This is a genomic window from Pseudomonas sp. GL-B-19, assembly GCF_019956415.1.
Taxonomy (GTDB): Bacteria; Pseudomonadota; Gammaproteobacteria; order Pseudomonadales; family Pseudomonadaceae; genus Aquipseudomonas.
Genome location: NZ_JAHBDK010000042.1, coordinates 170,007 through 190,202 on the forward strand (window position 1 = coordinate 170,007; position 20,196 = coordinate 190,202).

Sequence of the window (20,196 nt, forward strand, 5' to 3'; positions counted from 1 at the left end):
AGCTGTGAGCATAACCGCTGTGGCGCTTATCGGGGTACGGATGGCTCTGGTATCCTCGTCGGCATGACTAAATCACTCCCCCTCAGCCTGATCGCAGCCCTCGGTGAAAACCGCGTGATCGGCGTCGACAACAGCATGCCCTGGCACTTGCCGGGGGACTTCAAATATTTCAAGGCCACCACCCTCGGCAAGCCGATCATCATGGGTCGCAAGACCTGGGATTCCCTCGGGCGTCCGCTGCCGGGCCGGCTGAACATCGTGGTCAGCCGTCAAGTGGATCTGGTGCTGGAAGGCGCCGAGGTTTACCCGTCGCTGGAAGCTGCGGTAGTTCGCGCCGAAGAATGGGCGAAGGAGCAGGGCGTCGATGAGCTGATGTTGATAGGCGGTGCGCAGTTGTATGCGCAGGGGATGGCTCAGGCGGATCGGTTGTATCTGACGCGCGTGGCACTGAGCCCGGACGGGGACGCATGGTTTCCGGAGTTTGATTTGACGGAGTGGAAGTTGGTGTCGATCACTGAAAACCCGGCGGTGGATGACAAGCCAGCGTACAACTTCGAAGTCTGGGAAAAAGCCTAAAAGCATCGCGAGCAAGCTCGGCTCCTACAGGGTCAAGTGGTGTTCACACAATGTGTGTTTCACCTCAAAACCCTGTAGGAGCCGGGCTTGCCCGCGAAGAGGCCCGCCCAGCCACCACAAGACTTAAGCGTGAGCCAACTCCGCATGCTCATCCGCATCCAGCAACTCTTTATCAGTCTGCTGCATGATCTGGCTGGTAATCGCCCCAGCCGTCATCGAACCACTGACATTCAGCGCCGTCCGCCCCATATCAATCAGCGGCTCGACCGAAATCAGCAACGCCACCAGTGACACCGGCAAGCCCATCGCCGGCAGCACGATCAGTGCGGCAAACGTCGCGCCACCGCCCACGCCCGCCACACCGGCCGAGCTCAGCGTCACAATCGCCACCAGCGTCGCAATCCACAGTGGGTCCATGGGGTTAATGCCCACGGTCGGCGCCACCATGACCGCCAACATCGCCGGGTACAGACCGGCACAGCCATTCTGGCCAATGGTCGCGCCGAACGACGCGGCAAAACTGGCGATGGACTGAGGAATGCCCAAACGGCTGGTCTGCGCTTCAATGCTCAACGGAATCGTCGCCGCGCTCGATCGGCTGGTAAAGGCAAACGTCAGCACCGGCCAGACCTTGCGGAAGAATCGCAACGGGTTGATCCCGGCTGCCGACACCAGCACGCCATGGACCACAAACATCAAGCCCAGGCCGATGTAGGACACCACGACAAAACTGCCGAGCTTGATGATGTCTTGCAGGTTGGAGCCGGCAACCACTTTGGTCATCAGTGCCAACACGCCGTACGGGGTCAGCTTCATTACCAGACGCACCAAGCGCATCACCCAGGCTTGCAGGGTGTCGATGGCGTTGATCACTTTCTGACCTTTCTCGACGTCATCCTTCAGCAATTGCAAGGCGGCGACCCCGAGGAACGCAGCAAAAATCACCACGCTGATGATCGAAGTCGGCTTGGCCCGAGCCAGATCGGCAAACGGGTTTTGCGGAATGAACGAGAGCAGCAGTTGCGGCACGTTCAGGTCGGCGACCTTGCCGGCGTAGTCGCTCTGGATGGTTTGCAGGCGCGCCAGTTCCTGGGTGCCGGCCACCAGGCCTTCAGCGGTCAAGCCAAACAGGTTGGTCAAACCGATACCGATCAACGCCGCAAGGGTGGTGGTGAACAGCAGCGTGCCGATGGTCAGGAAGCTGATCTTGCCCAGGGACGACGCGTTGTGCAGACGGGCCACGGCGCTGAGGATCGAGGCGAACACCAGCGGGATTACGATCATTTGCAGCAGCTGCACGTAACCGTTGCCCACCAGATCGAACCAGCCGATCGAGGCTTTCAGTACCGGGTTGCCGGCGCCGTAAACGGTGTGCAGAGACACACCGAACACCACGCCCAGCACCAGGGCGAGCAGGACTTTTTTCGCCAGGCTCCAGGTGGTGTGACGGGTTTGTGCCAGGCCAAACAGCAGGGCGAGGAACACCAGCAGATTGAGAATCAGCGGCAGATTCATAAGGACTCCAATAAGACTTGTGCTGGCTGCCTTCCTGGACAGCTGCGAACCGGGAATCCTAACAGCTTGATATCTAATGAATTAATACCGAAAACAGAGGTTAACTGTCGTTTTTGGAATAAGGGCGCGTCGCTTACAGAGATGCAGCTGGCGCAATAGGTACGCTAACGGTCGCTGACAGACGAGGACTGTCACACATATTTGTTAGCGTCGACGTCTTTCACATTCAGGGAGAATCGTCGATGAAACTCGTACCAAAATTACTGGCTGCAGCACTTTGCCTGGGCCTTGCCGGCCAGGTACTCGCCACCGACTTGAAACACTGGCCGGCCGATCAGGCCAAGGCGCTGGACGCAATGATTGCCGCCAACGCCAACAAAGGTAACTACGCGGTGTTCGACATGGACAACACCAGTTACCGCTACGACCTGGAAGAATCGCTGCTGCCGTTCATGGAGAACAAGGGCCTGATCACCCGCGACAAACTGGACCCCTCCCTGAAGCTGATTCCGTTCAAAGACACCGCCGACCACAAGGAAAGCCTGTTCAGCTACTACTACCGTCTCTGTGAAATCGACGACATGGTGTGCTACCCATGGGTCGCCCAGGTGTTCTCCGGTTTCACCCTCAAAGAACTCAAAGGTTATGTCGATGAGTTGATGGCGTCCGGCAAACCGGTGCCGGCCACTTACTACGAAGGCGACGTCGTCAAAAAACTCGACGTCAACCCGCCGAAAATCTTCACCGGCCAGAAAGAGCTGTACAACAAACTGATGGAGAACGGCATCGAGGTCTACGTGATGACCGCCGCCTCTGAAGAGCTGGTGCGCATGGTCGCCTCCGATCCGAAGTACGGCTACAACGTCAAACCGCAGAACGTCATCGGCGTGAGCCTGTTGCTCAAGGACCCGAAGTCCGGCGAACTGACCACCGCGCGCAAACAGATCACTGCTGGCAAGTATGACGAGAAGGCTAACCTCGGTCTCGAACTGACCCCGTACCTGTGGACCCCGGCGACCTGGATGGCCGGTAAACAGGCGGCGATCCTGACCTACATCGATCAGTGGAAAAAACCAGTGCTGGTCGGCGGCGACACCCCGAGCAGCGACGGTTACATGCTGTTCCACAGCGTCGACGTGAACAAGGGCGGCATCCACTTGTGGGTCAATCGCAAAGACAAATACATGACCCAGATTAACGGCATGATGGCCACAAACGCCGCGGCCCAAGCTAAGGAAGGGCTGGAGGTTACGGCGGACAAGAACTGGGTGATCGTGAAGCCGGAAGAAATCCAGTAAGCACCGAAGTCCTAATGTAGGAGTGAGCCTGCTCGCGATAACGGAGTGTCTGTCACCATAGATGTTGCCTGACACTCCGTTATCGCGAGCAGGCTCGCTCCTACAGTTGATCTCCGGTGTTAGGAGGATTTTGGTCAAAAAAATGCCCCGCACTTGGCGGGGCATTTTTTGTTCGAGGGTTAAGTATTACAGCCCGTCGAGCATCGCCTTGTTGCGCACGGCACCCTTGTCGGCGCTGGTCGCCAGCAAAGCGTAGGCTTTCAGTGCGGTGGTCACCTTGCGTGGACGTTTTTCCACAGGCTTCCAGCCTTTCTGATCCTGCTCGGCGCGACGGCCAGCCATTTCTTCGTCACTGATCAACAGGTTGATCGAGCGGTTCGGAATATCGATCAGCACTTTGTCGCCGTCCTGCACCAGACCAATTGCGCCACCGGCAGCTGCTTCTGGCGAAGCGTGGCCGATGGACAGGCCCGAGGTGCCGCCGGAGAAGCGGCCGTCGGTGAGCAGGGCGCAGGCTTTGCCCAGGCCTTTGGATTTCAGGTAGGACGTCGGGTACAGCATTTCCTGCATGCCCGGGCCGCCTTTCGGACCTTCGTAACGAATGATCACGATGTCGCCGGCCTTCACTTCGTCAGCGAGGATGCCGCGCACGGCGCTGTCCTGGCTTTCGAAGATCTTCGCGTTGCCTTCGAAGACGTGGATCGATTCGTCGACGCCAGCGGTTTTCACCACGCAGCCGTCCAGCGCAATGTTGCCGTACAGAACGGCCAGGCCGCCTTCTTTCGAGTAAGCGTGCTCGACACTGCGGATGCAGCCGTTTTCACGGTCGTCATCCAGGGTTTCCCAACGGGTCGACTGGCTGAACGCGGTTTGCGTCTGAATGCCTGCCGGGCCGGCCTTGAAAAAGTGATGCACCGCTTCATCGTTGGTCTGGGTGATGTCCCACTTGGCAATGCCTTCGGCCAGGGTCTTGCTGTGCACGGTCGGCAGGTCGGTGTGCAGCAACCCGCCACGGGCCAGCGAGCCGAGGATGCTGAAGATCCCGCCGGCACGGTGAACGTCTTCCATGTGGTACTTCTGGATGTTCGGCGCGACTTTGCACAGTTGCGGAACGTGACGGGACAGACGGTCGATGTCGCGCAGGTCGAAATCGATCTCGGCTTCCTGGGCCGCGGCCAGCAAGTGCAGGATGGTGTTGGTGGAGCCGCCCATGGCGATGTCCAGCGTCATGGCGTTTTCAAACGCCTTGAAGTTGGCAATGTTGCGCGGCAGTACCGATTCGTCGTTCTCGCCGTAGTAACGCTTGCACAGTTCGACGATGGTGCGGCCAGCTTGCAGGAACAATTGCTCGCGGTCGCTGTGGGTGGCCAGGGTCGAACCGTTGCCCGGCAATGCCAGGCCCAGGGCTTCAACCAGGCAGTTCATCGAGTTTGCGGTGAACATGCCGGAGCACGAACCGCACGTCGGGCAGGCGCTGCGCTCGTACTCAGCGACTTTCTCGTCAGAAGCGCTGGAGTCGGCGGCGATCACCATGGCGTCGACGAGGTCGAGACCGTGGCTGGCCAGTTTGGTCTTGCCGGCTTCCATCGGGCCGCCGGAGACGAAGATCACCGGGATGTTCAGGCGCAGGGACGCCATCAGCATGCCTGGGGTGATCTTGTCGCAGTTGGAGATACAGACGATGGCGTCGGCGCAGTGGGCGTTGACCATGTACTCGACGGAGTCGGCGATGATCTCGCGGCTCGGCAGCGAATACAGCATGCCGTCGTGGCCCATGGCGATGCCGTCATCGACAGCAATGGTGTTGAATTCTTTGGCGACACCGCCAGCGCGCTCGATTTCGCGGGCGACCAGTTGGCCCAGGTCCTTGAGGTGGACGTGGCCCGGTACGAACTGGGTGAAGGAGTTGGCAATGGCGATGATCGGCTTTTTGAAGTCGTCATCTTTCATCCCCGTGGCGCGCCACAATGCGCGGGCACCGGCCATGTTGCGGCCGTGGGTGGATGTTTTCGAGCGGTAATCAGGCATGAAGCACTCCGGGCGGCTAATCAGGTATCAAAAGGGAAGTGAGCTTCTATTGACGTCTGGAACACTCAGAAATGGCCGTGTGTCCGGAAGTTGCCGATAACTTTGCGGGATCGCCGCGCGCTTCAGCTTGAGCTCATAAACCCGCCGGGGGATGACTGGCGATGAATGTCGCGATTCTACACGGCTGGCGTCAGGAGGGAATGCCGGGAAGCGTGTATCCAGTGCAGACGGAGCGTGCGGGATGACGACTGGCACGTATCACCCCGTATTGAGTGCTTGTTGAGTCTTGTGATTGATCACTGCGTTCACTCCAAGCCCTGCAACGCTCAGTGTCAGAAAGCCCAGAGCCAGCGTCGTGGTCAGGTTTTCGGGCATCAAATTGATTACCGAACTGGTCACACCGCCAAACATGAAAATCAGCATGCCCCCGACTGAGGTGGAGGCCCCGGCATTTTCCGGGTAGAGACTCATGGCTATGGAGTTTGCGATTGGCCTGGCAATGGTGGTGCCCATGGTGCAAACCAGCATGGAGATCAACACCGTCGCCGCAGAAAGACCGAACTGGCGAGTCAGCCACAGCATGAGCCCGCCTGAAACGACGATCAGGCCCAGGCCGATAACGATCTGGGTGTTGGCTTGCAGGTATCGATGCAACACGCTGGCTAATACCCCTCCTAATACGTACGCCACGCCATATAGCAGCAACGCCCAGGCGAATTCATACGGCGAGAGCGCCAGACGCTCCATGAAGATGATGGGTGAAGAAACGATGAACGAAAAATGGCAGGCGAAGGCCAGAGCCGAAATCAACCAGTAACCCATGAAACGTACATCCGAACATAAGCGCCAATAGGCTCTGAAAAACCCCGTGTGTGCTGCGCTACGGACAGGCGAGACTTGCTTGAGTAACCGGTAGGCGCCGACCCAGGCAACAACCGCCAGTGCAATGAATACATAAAAACTGCCTTGCCAGCCAAGGCACGATTGCAGCCAGGTTCCCAGCAGGGGCGAAATTGAAATGAACACCCCGCCCCCCGTCACCATCCAGATCCTGATGCGCTCCCGTTCACGCCCGACGAACAGATCCTGGATCAGTGCCTGCGACAATGAAAATGACCCGCAACCAATCGCCTGAACCATGCGAAACCCCAGAAACCAGCAGTAGTCGCTGGCGAGCACGCAGCCAACCGTTCCAATTGCCGCGATGGCAATACCCCCCAGCAGCAGTTTCTTGCGTCCCCACGCATCCGACAATGGCCCGACCAGCATCACGGACAGTGCCAGACTGATGGCGAACACGCTGACGGACAGGGAAATCTCGGACGGTGAGGTCTGGAAGTAGCCAGCCAGATCGGGAAAGGACGGGAGCACGACGTCGAGGGGGAAAACACCCAGCAGCGTCATGGTCATCAACAGAATGATGGTGGCCCGCCGTTTTTTGACGTGGGTTATATCGTTTTCTTTATTCATCAAGAAGCCCGGCTCTGGTGAAGAGTTGCCGGTTGTAAGGCAGGTCGAAGAATCCTGCTTTTTTCAGGGCGCTCAGGGTGGCGCTGGCGCCCGAGCGGGCCCGTTGCAGGGTGGCTTGCGCGTCGGACAGTCCTTCGATGATTTCCAGGCAGGCTGTCTCGCCGAGGCCGACAAAGCGAAGGCTCGCCCTCAGCCAGCGCTCATCGACTTCAAAGAAAACCCGAATGAGCTCCGGCAGCAGGCCAGCGCAGAACAGGCGTTGTGCGCTGGTCAGGTGCAGCCACAGATAATGGAACACTTCGCAGAAATAGCGACTGTGTCGCGCCTCGTCGGCGAGGTGGTCCCTGAGCATTTCCTGAACGCCGTCCACCAACGCATCGCGACAGATGTCGAGCAGATCCTTGGCGATGATTGTCTCGGAGACGAAGCCGGTGAGGAACCAGGCCAGTGGCTTGTGCCTGTCAGGTGTGCGCTCGAGCAGGGCGTTCAGTCGGATGATTCGCTGCGGCATGACGGGCCGATCGAAAATGCCGTAGAACGCGGCAATCTGTTCGGCGAGGCCATTGGAAACGAGGGCGTGATACCCCTCGTCGGTGTAAAGCTGCAGCGCGGCGTTTTTCATCCGCTGTGGAATGCTCACACCGAGTTCGTCATGGACGATGGTTTCGACAGATCGGTTGACGATGCGGTGTTCGAGCAAGGTGGTGTAGTCGAGGAAATACACCAGATGATTGGCCGATAGTCGATGAGTGATCGCCCGGCTGGCGTCTTTGACTGCCGGGTGACTCAAATAAGACAGGAAGGCCGGCGGGAACCAATGCCGGGTTTCCAGTTGCTGTTCAATATCAGGCGGCAATAAATAGGTGTGCTTGCTGGTTCGCACGGCGGCGCGGTTATCCCAGTCGCCGAGGGTGAAGCGATCGGCCCAGCCGGTGGGAAGCGTTGCTTGTTCAAGGAGCGAGTCCGTCATGATTGGGAATCCTGACGGCTTAGCAGCGCTTTCAATTCCTTGCACAGCGCCTCCCCGTCGCTCTTGCCGCAACCGACAAAAAACAAAGGCTGTTCCGGGCTGTCATTGAGGCCCAGCAGCGTTTCGACCCGATCGTCTGTCAGCGCTCCGGTCAGCCAGGTGTTCAATCCCAGCGCGGTGGCCACCAACTGGAAGGTCTGGGAAATATGCCCGGCTTCTACATAGGCCATTCGATAAGCGCGCGAGTGTTCATATTTCCACCATAGTTTGTCGAATCGACTGGTGATGAACAGGCCCACCGGCAGGTTATTAATGAAGTGTTGCCCGCACAGCAGTTGACCCAATGGCCGGCAGGGCAGTGGATTGACGAAGCTCAACGCATGCTCGGTTGGATGGTAGGCATAGAGCCCGGGCTTCAGGCCGCTGACATTTTGTACAAGAAGGAAGCCTTCACAAGCGTTCAGCCCACCCCCGGAAGGACTAGTACGCCGGGCGTCGAGTCCTTCGGCAATGCTTTCGTCGATGTCGTCTTCACGTTCTCGCAAGTAGCCCAGGGACAAGTAAAGCAGCGTGCTGACCGCTTCGAATGAGAGCGTGTCCCCGGTGAAGGTTCGGCAGGTTTTTCGGTCGATCAGGGTGTTAGCCAGAGTGCTTTCCGGCAGCCATGAAGGTTTCGGCAGCGTAATCAACTCGTCTGCCAGGCGTTCCGCCAGTCGCGTGTCTGGGATCGGTGTGGCCAGGACTTCGCTGCAATGATTCAGATATTCTCTGGACCATTCATGAATATCTTGTGGGGTGTGTTGGCAGGGAATGTTCTTGGTGCCGATATGGAATATTTTCGACAGATCATCCCAGCCCCACTCAATAGCAGAAGGTGTTGCTGTGGTCAGTATTCCTGCTTCAAGAAGTTGCATGTCTATGCTGTTTTTATTATTGAATCTGTTCGGTTTGTTGATAAGTTCTGCCAGTCGGATTGAATGCTCAAGATCCAACTCATACTGTTTGTGGTTTTTGTAATCCCACACTATTTGACCTGGCGTGCGAGGAAGTATGAAGAGGTAAGGGTTTATCTGCATGATGGGTGGTTCACTCTGGAGTTTCCATAGATAACGCTGGGTAGCCGGCACTCCCCAGCGCTTCATTTACTTAACGGGCTTTTGGCGCAACCAGAAAAGCCAGGTTGGCGATGTTGTTAGCTTCCAGAGTAATTGCTTTCATTTTTGGAACTCCTTGTAATTGATAGTGATCGTCACTCCAATGTGACAACTCAATCATAGTTACTAATGCGCTCTTATCAAGGAGAGATTGAGTAGGAATGTTCTAGTAGTTTTGTCGGATGAATCGAGAGTGTGAATGAGTTTTGTAAGGCGTATTCTTTAAAATCAAAAACACAGAGAAACGTCCTGCAAGTCACCAGGACTGCAAGTGTAGGAAGTTGTAGGGTTGAATATCAGATAATAGAACGGGGAGCCGATCGGCTCCCCGTCAAACCGGCGTAATCAGCTGTTTGGCAGCAGGCGGCAGGTGATGCTCTTGATGTAGCGAGTCTCGGCGATGGCCGGGTGAACCGGGTGGTCCGGGCCCTGACCGCCACGCTCCAGTAGCTGGATATTGCGGTCCAGGTGGCGGGCGCTGGTCAGCAGGATGTTTTGCAGGTCATCTTCGGGCAGGTGCATCGAGCACGAAGCACTCACCAGGATGCCGTCCTTGCTGAGCAGGCGCATGGCTTGCTCGTTCAGGCGGCGGTAGGCGCCTTCACCGTTCTTCATGTCTTTCTTGCGTTTGATGAAGGCCGGAGGGTCGGCCACGATCACGTCGAAACGTTCTTCGCTGGCTTTGAGCTCTTTCAGGGCTTCGAACACGTCGCCTTCAATGCAGGTCATTTTGTCGGCGAAACCGTTCAGCGTGGCGTTACGCTCGACGCCGTCGAGGGCGAAGGCTGAAGCATCGACGCAGAATACTTCACTGGCGCCAAACGCGGCAGCTTGCACACCCCAGCCACCGATGTAGCTGTACAGGTCCAGCACGCGTTTGCCTTTGGCATACGGGGCCAGGCGTGCGCGGTTCATGCGGTGGTCGTAGAACCAGCCGGTTTTCTGGCCTTGCATGACCGGTGCTTCGAATTTCACGCCGTTTTCTTCCAGCGCCACCCACTCCGGTACCAGGCCGAACACGGTTTCGACGTAGCGGTTGAGGCCTTCGGCATCACGGGCGGCGGAGTCATTCTTGAACAGAATGCCGCTTGGCTTGAGCACTTGGGTCAACGCGGCAATCACGTCTTCTTTATGGGCTTCCATGGTCGCCGAGGCGATCTGCACCACCAGGATGTCGCCGAAACGGTCGACCACCAGACCTGGCAGCAGGTCGGAGTCGCCGTAGACCAGACGATAGAACGGCTTGTCGAACAGACGATCGCGCAGCGACAGGGCGACGTTGATGCGGTGAACTAGCAACGACTTGTCCAGCGGCAACTTGATGTCGCGCGACAACAGACGGGCGCAGATCAGGTTGTTCGGGCTCATGGCAACGATGCCCAGCGGCTTGCCGCCGGCGGCTTCGAGGATCGCCTGGTCACCAGCCTTGAAACCGTGCAAAGGAGTGGCGGCTACATCGATTTCGTTACTGTAGACCCACAAGTGGCCATTTCGCAGGCGACGGTCGGCGTTGGCTTTGAGGCGCAGGCTAGGCAGGGACATGACGTCGCTCCGGAAAAAAGAGCGGGAGTATAGCGTGTTGCGCAAGGCCACGGTTTGGCGGATAGACATGCGGTGAAGGCCACGGGCGGAGATGAAACTTCAGCAGATGCACCGTCCAAGGTGTCGGATCCAAATTTTAGAAGCTAGAATCTGCGCCTGACCCAGAGTGTGTACATATGTCCCAAGAGCTGACTACCGAACAGATTCAACAGTCCCTGCAAGGCATCAGCGTGCCCGCCCAGCCGCAAATCATGGTGGATTTGCAGATGGAGCAGTACATGCCCGACCCGGACCTGGAAGTGATCGCGAAGCTGATCTCCCAAGACCCGGGCCTCTCTGGCGCTTTGCTGAAAATCGTCAACTCGCCGTATTACGGATTGAGCAACAAGATCGCCTCGATCCAGCGTGCGGTGAACCTGCTGGGCAGCCGTTCAATTATCAACCTGATCAACGCGCAGTCGATCAAGGGTGAGATGAATGACGACACCATTGTCACGTTGAACCGCTTCTGGGATACGGCTCAAGACGTGGCGATGACCTGCCTGACGCTGGCCAAGCGCATTGGCGCTCAGGCCGGCGATGAAGCGTACGCCCTGGGGTTGTTCCACGATTGCGGTGTGCCGTTGATGCTTCAGCGTTTCCCGCAATACATGACGGTTCTGGAAGAGGCGTATGCTAACGCCAGTACCGAATGCCGGGTGGTGGACACTGAGAACCGGGCGTTTAACACCAACCATGCGGTGGTGGGTTACTACACCGCCAAGTCCTGGCGTCTGCCGGATCATGTGACCGCCGCTATCGCCAATCACCACAATGCGTTGGCGATCTTCAGCGATGAGTCGTCGCGCAATGCCCAGCTCAAGAACCTGCTGGCGATCCTCAAGATGGCCGAACACATTTGTGCGTCTTATCGGGTATTGGGTAACCAGGCCGAAGACCACGAGTGGAACAGCATCGGGCATCTGGTGCTCGATTATGTCGGCCTCTCGGACTATGACTTCGAGACGCTCAAGCAAACGATTCGCGACCTCGGCACTCACCGCTGAGTGTTGGATAGCCTGATTCGAGAGCAACATGCCTGAACTGCCAGAAGTCGAAACCACCCGCCGCGGGATTGCGCCGCACCTGGAAGGCCAACGGGTCAGCCGAGTGATCGTGCGTGACCGGCGCTTGCGCTGGCCGATTCCGGAAGACCTTGACGTGCGGCTGTCCGGGCAGCGCATCGTGCTGGTGGAAAGGCGCGCGAAGTACCTGTTGATCAATGCCGAAGTCGGCACGCTGATTAGCCATTTGGGTATGTCGGGGAATTTAAGGCTGGTGGAAGCCGGCCTGCCGGCGGCCAAGCATGAGCATGTGGACATCGAACTGGAGTCCGGCCTGGCGCTGCGTTACACCGACCCGCGACGGTTTGGCGCGATGCTCTGGAGTCTCGACCCGTATAACCACGAATTGCTGATTCGCCTGGGACCGGAACCGTTGACCGACCTGTTCGACGGCGAGCGCTTGTTCCAGCAGTCTCGCGGGCGCTCTATGGCGGTCAAGCCGTTCATCATGGATAACGCGGTGGTGGTGGGCGTCGGCAATATCTACGCGACCGAAGCGCTATTCGCCGCCGGCATCGATCCGCGCCGCGAAGCCAAGAGCATTTCCCGGGCGCGTTATTTGAAACTGGCGATCGAGATCAAACGCATCCTGGCCGCTGCCATCGAGCGCGGCGGCACCACGTTGCGCGACTTTATCGGAGGAGACGGCCAGCCGGGTTACTTCCAGCAGGAACTGTTCGTGTACGGCCGAGGCCATGAGCCCTGCAAGGTCTGCGGCACGGAACTGCGGGATGTGAAACTCGGGCAGCGCGCCAGCGTCTTTTGCCCTCGCTGTCAGAGCTGAGAGGGTCTGCGGTCTATAGTCAGTGTTCTCTCTGCCTGGCGTAAGGACGCAGTTGCATCTTTGGCGTGGCTGATGGCCTCTTCGCTGGCAAGCCAGCTCCTACAAGGGAAATACGGTCTAATGTAGGAGCGAGCCGGCTCCGGGCGGCGTTCCGACGAAGGCGTCAGGACCGGCAGCAAAAATCTCAAGCCTTACCGGTAATCTTCCGGTACTTCTCCATCAACTCGTCTGCAGTCTCCGGATGCGCTTCGTCCAGAGGAATGCAATCCACCGGGCACACTTGCTGGCACTGAGGTTCGTCGTAGTGGCCGACACACTGCGTGCATAGGTTAGGGTCGATCACGTAGATCTCTTCCCCTTGGGAAATGGCGGCGTTCGGGCACTCGGGTTCGCAGACGTCGCAGTTGATGCAATCGTCGGTGATGATCAGGGACATGCTAACTCCAGCCGGGGCGGCAGGCCCGGGCGTAATAAACCAATGCGCACAATTGTGCCGCATTGGCGCCCGTAGTGCACGCGGGCGCCGGTTCAGCGGTCGTTACTTCTTGAAACGCTCGGTGAGGGCGTCCGCCACGGCAGGGTGGACGAACTTGGTGATATCGCCGCCAAGCGCAGCGATTTCACGGACCAGCGTTGAAGAAATGAACGAATAACGCTCGGACGGAGTAAGAAAGAGGCTTTCCACATCCGGCGCCAGTTGGCGGTTCATGTTGGCCAGCTGGAATTCGTATTCGAAGTCCGATACCGCGCGCAAACCACGCAAAAACACGTTGGCGTTCTTCTCTTTGGCGAAGTGCGCGAGCAGCGTCGAGAAACCGACGACTTCAACGTTCGGCAGATGTTTAGTGACCTCGCGGGCCAGTTCCACACGCTGTTCCAGAGGAAACAACGGGTTTTTCTTGGGGCTGGCGGCAACGGCGATGATCACATGATCGAACAGGCGCGCGGCGCGTTCGACCAAGTCGCCATGGCCCTTGGTAATAGGGTCGAAGGTACCTGGGTACAACACTCGGTTCATCGCGTCGTCCTGGCGGGAGTCCGTTGGGGAGTCGGATGGTATCGCAGCCTTCCCGGTCGGCCAAGTCGCCTGTTGGGTAAGAACGCACTATAGACGATAAGAATATTCTCCCTTTTCATGGGTTTTTCAAACGTTCGGCCAGGGAAGTGGCCAGTTGTGCCGTCAGCCCATAGATCGACAATTGCGGGTTTGCGCCAATGCTGGTGGGAAACAGAGAGCCGTCATGGATCGACAGATTACTGAGCTGGTGATGACGGCCGAGGCTGTCGGTGACGGCGTTTTTCGGGTCTTCACCCATCGCACAACCGCCCATCACGTGGGCGCTGCCCAGGCGTGTGCGATACAACTCAAGGCTCAAACCATCGATCAGCGTGCGCGCTTCGGCCAGGGTTTTTACGTAGCGAGCATCGGCGTGCATCGGCATCACCGCTTTGGCGCCCCCGGCGAACTGGATCTCGGCCATGCTGTGGAAGGCTCGGCGCAAGCCGTCCCAGGTGTAGGGTGAGACTTGATAGTCGAGCACTGGCGTATTGTCACCGCGCAGTTCAACACTGCCGCCGGGGCTGTCCGGATGAAAACCGTCGCGCAGCAACGCGAGCATGGCGTGGGTATGGGGCAGGTGCTCCATGTGCTGGGCGTTTTCCTTGCCAAAACCGCCGAGCAGGGTCGTCGCCAGTGCCGGGTGCAGCGGCGGGACTTCGAGTTTGTAGGCCATCTTGCCGGTGGTGCCGTCCTGCCATTGGAAATGGTCGGAATAGATCGATTGCGGCGCGCCGTAGAACGGGTTGATCACTTCGTCGAACAGCCCGGCGGACATGTTCACCAAATGCAGGAACGTGCGTTTGCCCAGGCGCTTGTGCGGATCCGGTGCGTCAGAGCGCAAAAGCAGCCCCGGGCTGTTGATCCCGCCGCCGGCCAGTACGTAATGTCGCGCCTTGACCGTGACCGTGATCGTGCGGCCGGTCGGCGCGACGCAATGGTCGTCCATCGCCACGCATTGCAAGCCTGTGACTTTGCCGTCCTTGATCGACAGTTTTTCCGCGCGGGTCAGATACAACAGCTCGCCGCCTTTTTCCAGCGTTGCCGGAATGGTCGTGACCAGCATCGATTGCTTGGCGTTGGTCGGGCAGCCCATGCCGCAATAGCCGAGGTTCCAGCAACCGCGCACGTTGCGTGGGATGACGTGCCAGCTGTAGCCGAGTTTTTCACAACCTTTGCGGATCACGTCGTTGTTGGCGTTGGGCGGCACCATCCACGGTGCGACGCCGAGGCGTTGTTCCATTTTCTCGAACCACGGCGTCATCTCGGCTGGTGAGTGGCCTTTGACATCGTGCTCCTTGGCCCAGTGTTCGAGCGTCGGGGCTGGCGTGCGAAAGCTCGATGTCCAGTTGATCAGCGTGGTGCCACCCACCGCCCGACCCTGAAGGATAGTGATCGCGCCATCCTTGCTCATGCGCCCGATACCTTCCTGGTAGAGGCTGGAGTAGGCCTGGTCTTCGAGCATCTTGAAGTCGCTGCTGGTCTTGAGCGGGCCTTCCTCGATCAGCAGCACCTTGTAGCCGGCGGCGCTGAGGATTTCAGCCGTGGTGCCGCCGCCAGCACCGCTGCCGATGATCGCCACGTCCGCTTCGAGGGTCAGGTCTTGGGTCAGTTGCGAGCCATTGTAGGTTTTCCAGCCACGGGACAGGCCTTCTCGGAACGGATCGGGTACAGGCATTCTCAGATTCTCTAGTTGTTATTTTTGGGGTGTTCTTGCGGGCGTCATCGCGAGCAGGCTCGCTCCCACATGGGATCGCGTACCCCCTGTGGGAGCCGGGCTTGCCCGCGATAGGGTCGACTCGATTTCAAACCGTAGGCGGTCCGGGATACCCGCAATGCACCCACGATTCCGCCCGGCTGTACCACGCCATCATCACCAGTTGCAGCAACGAGCTATGCCCCATGCGCAACAAGCCCAACGAACTGTTTTCCCATCGATCAAGGAAGTGCCGGATTTCATCAGCGCTGGCGTTTTCCCAGCTACCCCAAATCCCGGTCAGCGGTCCGCGAGTCACGGCCATCCCCAGCACATCGAACAATTGCTGGGTCAGCTTGAGCATTTCCGGGGACAGGTGATTCAGGCTGTTGTCCAGGCTGTGCAAGGTCTGGTCGACCGATGCCGGCATTTTTTCGGCCGCGACAGCGCCTTCGAGCATCACCGGGATCAGAGCCCGCAAAAAGAGCAGGTCGCCGCTGCGCAGCAACGTGAAGCCGGTCGCAGGAGTGCTCGACGAACAGCCGCTGAGGCTCGCGCCCAAGCCGGCCGTGGCCAGGAAGGCGCTCGCGCCGAGGCTGAATTTCAGCAAGCCGCGCCGTGACAGCGCGGGTGTATCGGTCAAGCTTGGGTTCATTATTGTTGTTACCCGGTGGTGGTGTTGGTTAGCGGATAAACAGCTTCTGGATCAGTTTCTGAATGGACTTTCCGTACGGCGGGTAGATCAGCTTCGATGCGTTGAAGCGCTGTTTGATCAACACGCCTTTGGCCTTGCTGAAGGTCAGGAAGCCTTCGTGGCCGTGGTAATGACCCATGCCCGAGGAACCGACGCCACCAAATGGCATGTCGTCCTGAGCGACGTGCAGCAGGGTGTCATTGAGGCAAACACCCCCGGAATGGGTTTCATGGAGCACGCGGTTTTGTTCGCGCTTGTCGTAGCCGAAGTAATACAGCGCCAGTGGGCGAGGGCGTTGGTTGATGTAGGCAAACGCCTCGTCCAGACTTTTGTACGGCACGATTGGCAGCAGTGGGCCGAAGATTTCGTCCTGCATCACGGTCATGTCGTCGGTGACGTTGAGCAGCAGGCTGTGACTCATGCGACGACCCTGACCCTGATCGAACAACGGGATCAGCAGTGCACCTTTGCTGGTGGCATCGCTGATGTAACCGTTGAGACGCGCCAGTTGCCGCTCGTTGATGATGGCGGTGTAGTCCGGGTTGTCAGCCAGTGTCGGATAAAAACCGCGAATCACCTGACGATAAGCGTCGACGAAATCATCCACACGATCTTCCGGCACCAGTACGTAATCCGGGGCCACGCAAGTTTGCCCGGCGTTCAGGGTTTTGCCGAAGGCGATACGTTCGGCGGCATCTTTCAGTGGCACATCATGGGACACGATGGCCGGGGACTTGCCGCCGAGTTCGAGGGTCACCGGGGTGAGGTTCTCGGCCGCCGCACGCATCACGTGTTTACCGATGCTGGTGGCGCCGGTGAACAGCAGGTGATCGAAAGGCAGGCGAGAGAACGCTACGCCGACATCGGCTTCGCCCAGCACGACGCAGACCAGGTCTTGAGGGAAGACTCGCGCGAGCAATTCCTTGAGCAGCATACCCGTGGCGGGAGTTGATTCGCTGAGTTTGAGCATCACCCGATTACCGGCCGATAGCGCGCCCACCAATGGGCCGATGGCCAGGTACAGCGGGTAGTTCCACGGCACTATCACGCCGACCACGCCCAACGGTTGGTAAACAACTTTGGCCGCCGCCGGCTGAAAAGCGATGCCAACCTTGCGCCGCGAGTCCTTCATCCAGCCTTTAAGGCGCTGGCTGGCGTAATGAATGCCGTGAAGGCTGGGCATTATTTCGGCGAGCAGGGTTTCATCGGCGCTGCGGTTGCTGAAATCCTGGCTGATCGCCTCGATCAACGCCTGGCGTTCGCTGTTCAACAGGTCACGCAGTGCTTTGAGCCATTGCTGGCGCTGGGTGGCCGGCGGCATCGGATTGGCGGCGTAAGCGGCGCGTTGTGCGTCGAACAGGGTTTGCAGTTCTTCCAGAGACTGATTCATGTTCTGAAGGTAGGCGATGTCAGCAGTCATTGTCGGCTCCGGATTAATTGTAATGAAGACCTTTTTAGAGTCTATACTCTAGAAAGTCAAATGACATCCTCGAACAGCTTTGTTTTATCCGCTCGCGGATAGGTCGTAAGATGCCCCTCATCGCACTCTGAATTTAAGCTCAAGCCATGGCCCCTCGGATCAAAACCAGCGAGCGCATCGTGCAGAACAGCCTGGAGCTGTTCAATCAGCAGGGTGAGCGCAGTATCAGCACCAACCACATTGCTGCCCACATGGAGATTTCTCCGGGCAACCTGTACTACCACTTCCCCAACAAGCAGGCGATCATCGCCGTATTGTTCAGTGAGTACGAAAGCCTGGTGGACAGCTTCCTGCGCCCGCCTCAGGGGCGTGCGTCCACAGTGGACGACAAGCGCTTCTACCTTCAGGAGTTGCTGGCGGCGATGTGGCGCTACCGGTTTTTGCATCGCGATCTCGAGCACCTGCTCGACAGCGATCCGGAACTCGCCGCCCGTTACCGGCGGTTTTCCCAGCGCTGCCTGATCCATGGCACGCACATCTACGCGGCCTTCGTCGAAGCCGGCATCCTGCAAATGGACAAGGTGCAGATCGAGTCCCTGACGCTCAACGCGTGGATCATCCTGACGTCCTGGGTGCGGTTTCTGTGCACTACGCGGGAAAACTCCAATCACCTGAGTGAACAAGCCATTAAGCGTGGGGTGTATCAGGTGCTGGTGCTTGAGGCCGGTTTCGTGACGGATCAGTCTCGCGATGCAGTGAACGCGCTGTACGAAGAGTTTTACGTGCCACTGGCCCAAGCCCTTGAAGAAGTGCAGTAGGATTAAAAACCGACTTAGTCACAGGAGCCCGCTATGCCCATTGCGCAACTGATCAGCCCGCAAGCACTGGACCTGAAAAAGGACGAGCCGGGGTTGGTGATTCTGGATTGTCGTTTTGCCCTCGAAGACCCGGATTATGGCCAACGCAGCTATGCCGAAGGACACATCGCGGGGTCGAAGTTTGCCGATCTTGAGCGTGATTTGAGTGGGCCGGTGGTCAAGGGCGTGACGGGGCGGCATCCGCTGCCTGACGCTGAAGCGTTGGTCGAACGACTGCAAGCCTGGGGCATCAACGCCGACAGCGAAGTGGTTTTGTACGATGACGGCCCGGGTGCCTACGCGGCGCGGGCCTGGTGGTTGCTGGTATGGCTGGGCAAGCGTGACGGTGTGTTTATTTTGGACGGCGGGCTCAAGGCCTGGCACGCGGCAGGTTTGCCGCTGAGCCTGGATGCATGCGACACCAAACGCGGCACCTTTACCGGAACCCCGGACAACGCGCTGATCTTGAGCGCCAAACAACTTCAGTTGCGTCTCGGCCAGCCGGCGCTGACCTTGCTGGACGCCCGCGCCTTGCCGCGTTTCAAAGGCGAAGTGGAGCCGATTGATCCGATTGCCGGGCACATTCCGGGGGCGCAATGTGCGGCGTTCAATGAGAACCTGGGCAGCGATGGACGATTCCTGCCGGCTGATCAGCTCAAACAGCGATTTGCCACGAAACTCGGTGATCGTTCGCCAACCGATCTGGTGGCGTATTGCGGTTCAGGCGTGACGGCGTGCCATAACCTGTTCGCGCTGTGTCTGGCGGGTTATCCGTTGGGTTCGTTGTATGCCGGATCGTGGAGCGAGTGGATCAACGATCCCGCGCACGGCATCGCCACTGGCGAATAACGCAAATCCCCCACTGTGGGAGCGAGCCTGCTCGCGATAGCGGTGTACCAGTCAACATCTCAGCTGAATGACACATCGCTATCGCGAGCAGGCTCGCTCCCACACTGGTGCTCATCTCCGGCCTTGATCGATGTCTTTGGCCTACTATCGACCCGCGGCTGCCAGCCACTGCGGGATGCGCCGTTCCAGGTAATAACCCGGTTGCCTGAACGAGCCATCGACGAAACCAACATGCCCACCTTTGGCTTGTAATTCGAGTTGCGTGCAGGCGGACAGTTCGTCGGCTTGCGGCAGGCTGTGGGGGAAGACGAAGGGGTCGTCGGCCGCCTGAATGATCAGAGTCGGTGTGCGAATCTCACCAAGGAAATAACGACTTGAGGCGCGGCGATAGTAATCCTCGGCATCGATAAAACCATTCAACGGTGCCGTGACCCGGCCATCGAAATCCCAGAAGGTGCGCATGTTCTCCAGCGAACCGAGTGCCGCCAATGCCGCCAGGCCATCTTCGCGTCCGTCATGTTGAAACTTGCGTTGTTTGTTCTTGATGTAGGCGAGCATCTCGCGCATGAAATGCGCCTGGTAGACCCTGGAAAAGCCCTGGCCGATACGATCGGCACAGTGGTCCAGGCGAAACGGCACAGACACCGCCACCGCACCGGCCACGCCACTGTCACTGCCGGACTCACCCAAGTACTTGAGCAAGACATTGCCGCCCAGGGAATAGCCCACCACATAAAGTGGCGCTAAGGGGCGTTTGGCCCGCAGGTGCCAGATGACTTCGGCCAGATCTTCGCTGGCACCGGAATGGTAGCTGCGGGCCAACAGGTTCGGCTCGCCCGAACAGCCGCGCCAGTTCAGCGCGACACTGGCCCAGCTTTGGGCGGCGAGTGCCTTTTGCACGCCGGCCACATAAGGTGAATTCGACGACCCCGTCAGTCCGTGCAGCACCAGCACCAACGGTGCCGCCGCGCTGTGTGGGCCATGCCAGTCAAGGTCGAGAAAGTCGCCGTCATCGAGCCACAAGCGTTCGCGCTCGCGTTCAATGTGCGTGGTTTTGCGCCATAGCGGTCCCCACAAGGTTTGCAAGTGCGGGTTGCCCAGGCCCAAGGCGGGGGTGAAGCGGTCTGGCGGATGGGACACGATTACTCTCGATGCAGCGGTGCGCAACGGGTGCGCACCTTTT

Annotated in this window: 18 protein-coding genes; 6 read left to right on the plus strand and 12 right to left on the minus strand. The window is 58.6% G+C overall.

From position 1 onward, the window contains the following. Positions 1–63: 63 nt before the first annotated feature. A complete protein-coding gene (locus tag KGB06_RS17880) occupies positions 64–576 on the plus strand; it encodes a dihydrofolate reductase (RefSeq protein ID WP_223517956.1) in 513 nt (170 codons plus the stop codon). A 123-nt stretch (positions 577–699) separates the two neighbouring features. On the opposite strand, the gene KGB06_RS17885 is transcribed toward KGB06_RS17880, so the two are convergent. After that, positions 700–2,091, minus strand: coding sequence for an L-cystine transporter (locus tag KGB06_RS17885; RefSeq protein WP_223517958.1), 1,392 nt, complete (start codon positions 2,089–2,091; stop codon positions 700–702). A gap of 242 nt (positions 2,092–2,333) precedes the next feature. On the opposite strand from KGB06_RS17885, the gene KGB06_RS17890 reads away from it, so the two are divergent. Further along, entirely contained in the window at positions 2,334–3,389 is a 1,056-nt protein-coding gene (locus KGB06_RS17890; protein ID WP_223517960.1) for a haloacid dehalogenase-like hydrolase, read from the plus strand. 186 nt (positions 3,390–3,575) lie between these two features. On the opposite strand, the gene ilvD is transcribed toward KGB06_RS17890, so the two are convergent. The 5 genes from ilvD to KGB06_RS17915 form a co-directional block, all read right to left on the minus strand. Next, positions 3,576–5,417 carry a dihydroxy-acid dehydratase gene (gene ilvD, locus KGB06_RS17895; RefSeq protein ID WP_223517962.1) on the minus strand — a complete coding sequence of 614 codons (1,842 nt, stop codon included), beginning with the start codon at positions 5,415–5,417 and terminating at the stop codon, positions 3,576–3,578. A 258-nt stretch (positions 5,418–5,675) separates the two neighbouring features. After that, a complete protein-coding gene (locus KGB06_RS17900; protein ID WP_223517963.1) occupies positions 5,676–6,887 on the minus strand; it encodes an MFS transporter in 1,212 nt (403 codons plus the stop codon). Further along, positions 6,880–7,857 (minus strand): diiron oxygenase, encoded by a 978-nt coding sequence (locus KGB06_RS17905; RefSeq protein WP_223517966.1) that lies wholly within the window; start codon positions 7,855–7,857, stop codon positions 6,880–6,882. Before KGB06_RS17905 ends, KGB06_RS17900 begins: the two co-directional genes overlap by 8 nt. After that, positions 7,854–8,933 carry a SagB family peptide dehydrogenase gene (locus KGB06_RS17910; RefSeq protein WP_223518206.1) on the minus strand — a complete coding sequence of 360 codons (1,080 nt, stop codon included), beginning with the start codon at positions 8,931–8,933 and terminating at the stop codon, positions 7,854–7,856. The genes KGB06_RS17905 and KGB06_RS17910 overlap by 4 nt, the downstream gene beginning before the upstream one ends. A 423-nt stretch (positions 8,934–9,356) precedes the next feature. Next, positions 9,357–10,553 carry a class I SAM-dependent rRNA methyltransferase gene (locus tag KGB06_RS17915; RefSeq protein WP_223517968.1) on the minus strand — a complete coding sequence of 399 codons (1,197 nt, stop codon included), beginning with the start codon at positions 10,551–10,553 and terminating at the stop codon, positions 9,357–9,359. A gap of 230 nt (positions 10,554–10,783) precedes the next feature. Here KGB06_RS17915 and KGB06_RS17920 point away from each other — a divergent pair, with 230 nt between their 5' ends. Together KGB06_RS17920 and mutM are read left to right on the plus strand one after the other, a co-directional pair. After that, positions 10,784–11,599, plus strand: coding sequence for an HDOD domain-containing protein (locus KGB06_RS17920; RefSeq protein WP_223518208.1), 816 nt, complete (start codon positions 10,784–10,786; stop codon positions 11,597–11,599). Positions 11,600–11,627: 28 nt separating this feature from the next. After that, the gene (gene mutM, locus KGB06_RS17925) at positions 11,628–12,440 is read left to right on the plus strand and encodes a bifunctional DNA-formamidopyrimidine glycosylase/DNA-(apurinic or apyrimidinic site) lyase (RefSeq protein ID WP_223517970.1); all 813 of its coding nucleotides are present in this window, start codon (positions 11,628–11,630) and stop codon (positions 12,438–12,440) included. 184 nt (positions 12,441–12,624) lie between these two features. On the opposite strand, the gene KGB06_RS17930 is transcribed toward mutM, so the two are convergent. The 5 genes from KGB06_RS17930 to KGB06_RS17950 all read right to left on the minus strand — a co-directional run bounded on the left by KGB06_RS17930 (position 12,625) and on the right by KGB06_RS17950 (position 17,307). Continuing rightward, positions 12,625–12,876, minus strand: coding sequence for a YfhL family 4Fe-4S dicluster ferredoxin (locus KGB06_RS17930; protein ID WP_223517972.1), 252 nt, complete (start codon positions 12,874–12,876; stop codon positions 12,625–12,627). Between the two features lie 102 nt (positions 12,877–12,978). Next, positions 12,979–13,458, minus strand: a complete 480-nt coding sequence (gene coaD, locus KGB06_RS17935; protein WP_007945531.1) for a pantetheine-phosphate adenylyltransferase — start codon at positions 13,456–13,458, stop codon at positions 12,979–12,981. Positions 13,459–13,573: 115 nt separating this feature from the next. Beyond that, positions 13,574–15,175: a GMC family oxidoreductase gene (locus KGB06_RS17940; RefSeq protein ID WP_223517974.1), complete on the minus strand. Its 1,602-nt coding sequence runs from the start codon at positions 15,173–15,175 to the stop codon at positions 13,574–13,576. Positions 15,176–15,302: 127 nt separating this feature from the next. Next, positions 15,303–15,848 (minus strand): twin-arginine translocation pathway signal protein, encoded by a 546-nt coding sequence (locus KGB06_RS17945; RefSeq protein WP_223517981.1) that lies wholly within the window; start codon positions 15,846–15,848, stop codon positions 15,303–15,305. Positions 15,849–15,876: 28 nt separating this feature from the next. Continuing rightward, positions 15,877–17,307, minus strand: a complete 1,431-nt coding sequence (locus KGB06_RS17950; RefSeq protein WP_223517983.1) for a coniferyl aldehyde dehydrogenase — start codon at positions 17,305–17,307, stop codon at positions 15,877–15,879. A 146-nt stretch (positions 17,308–17,453) separates the two neighbouring features. Between KGB06_RS17950 and KGB06_RS17955 the strand changes: the two genes are divergently transcribed. Together KGB06_RS17955 and KGB06_RS17960 are read left to right on the plus strand one after the other, a co-directional pair. Beyond that, entirely contained in the window at positions 17,454–18,125 is a 672-nt protein-coding gene (locus KGB06_RS17955) for a TetR/AcrR family transcriptional regulator (RefSeq protein WP_007945526.1), read from the plus strand. Positions 18,126–18,158: 33 nt separating this feature from the next. After that, positions 18,159–19,013 carry a sulfurtransferase gene (locus tag KGB06_RS17960; RefSeq protein ID WP_223517985.1) on the plus strand — a complete coding sequence of 285 codons (855 nt, stop codon included), beginning with the start codon at positions 18,159–18,161 and terminating at the stop codon, positions 19,011–19,013. Positions 19,014–19,157: 144 nt separating this feature from the next. Here the strand turns inward: KGB06_RS17960 and KGB06_RS17965 are convergent, their stop codons facing one another. After that, on the minus strand, positions 19,158–20,153 hold the full coding sequence (locus KGB06_RS17965) for a hydrolase (RefSeq protein WP_223517988.1): 996 nt from the start codon (positions 20,151–20,153) through the stop codon (positions 19,158–19,160). Positions 20,154–20,196 lie beyond the last annotated feature (43 nt).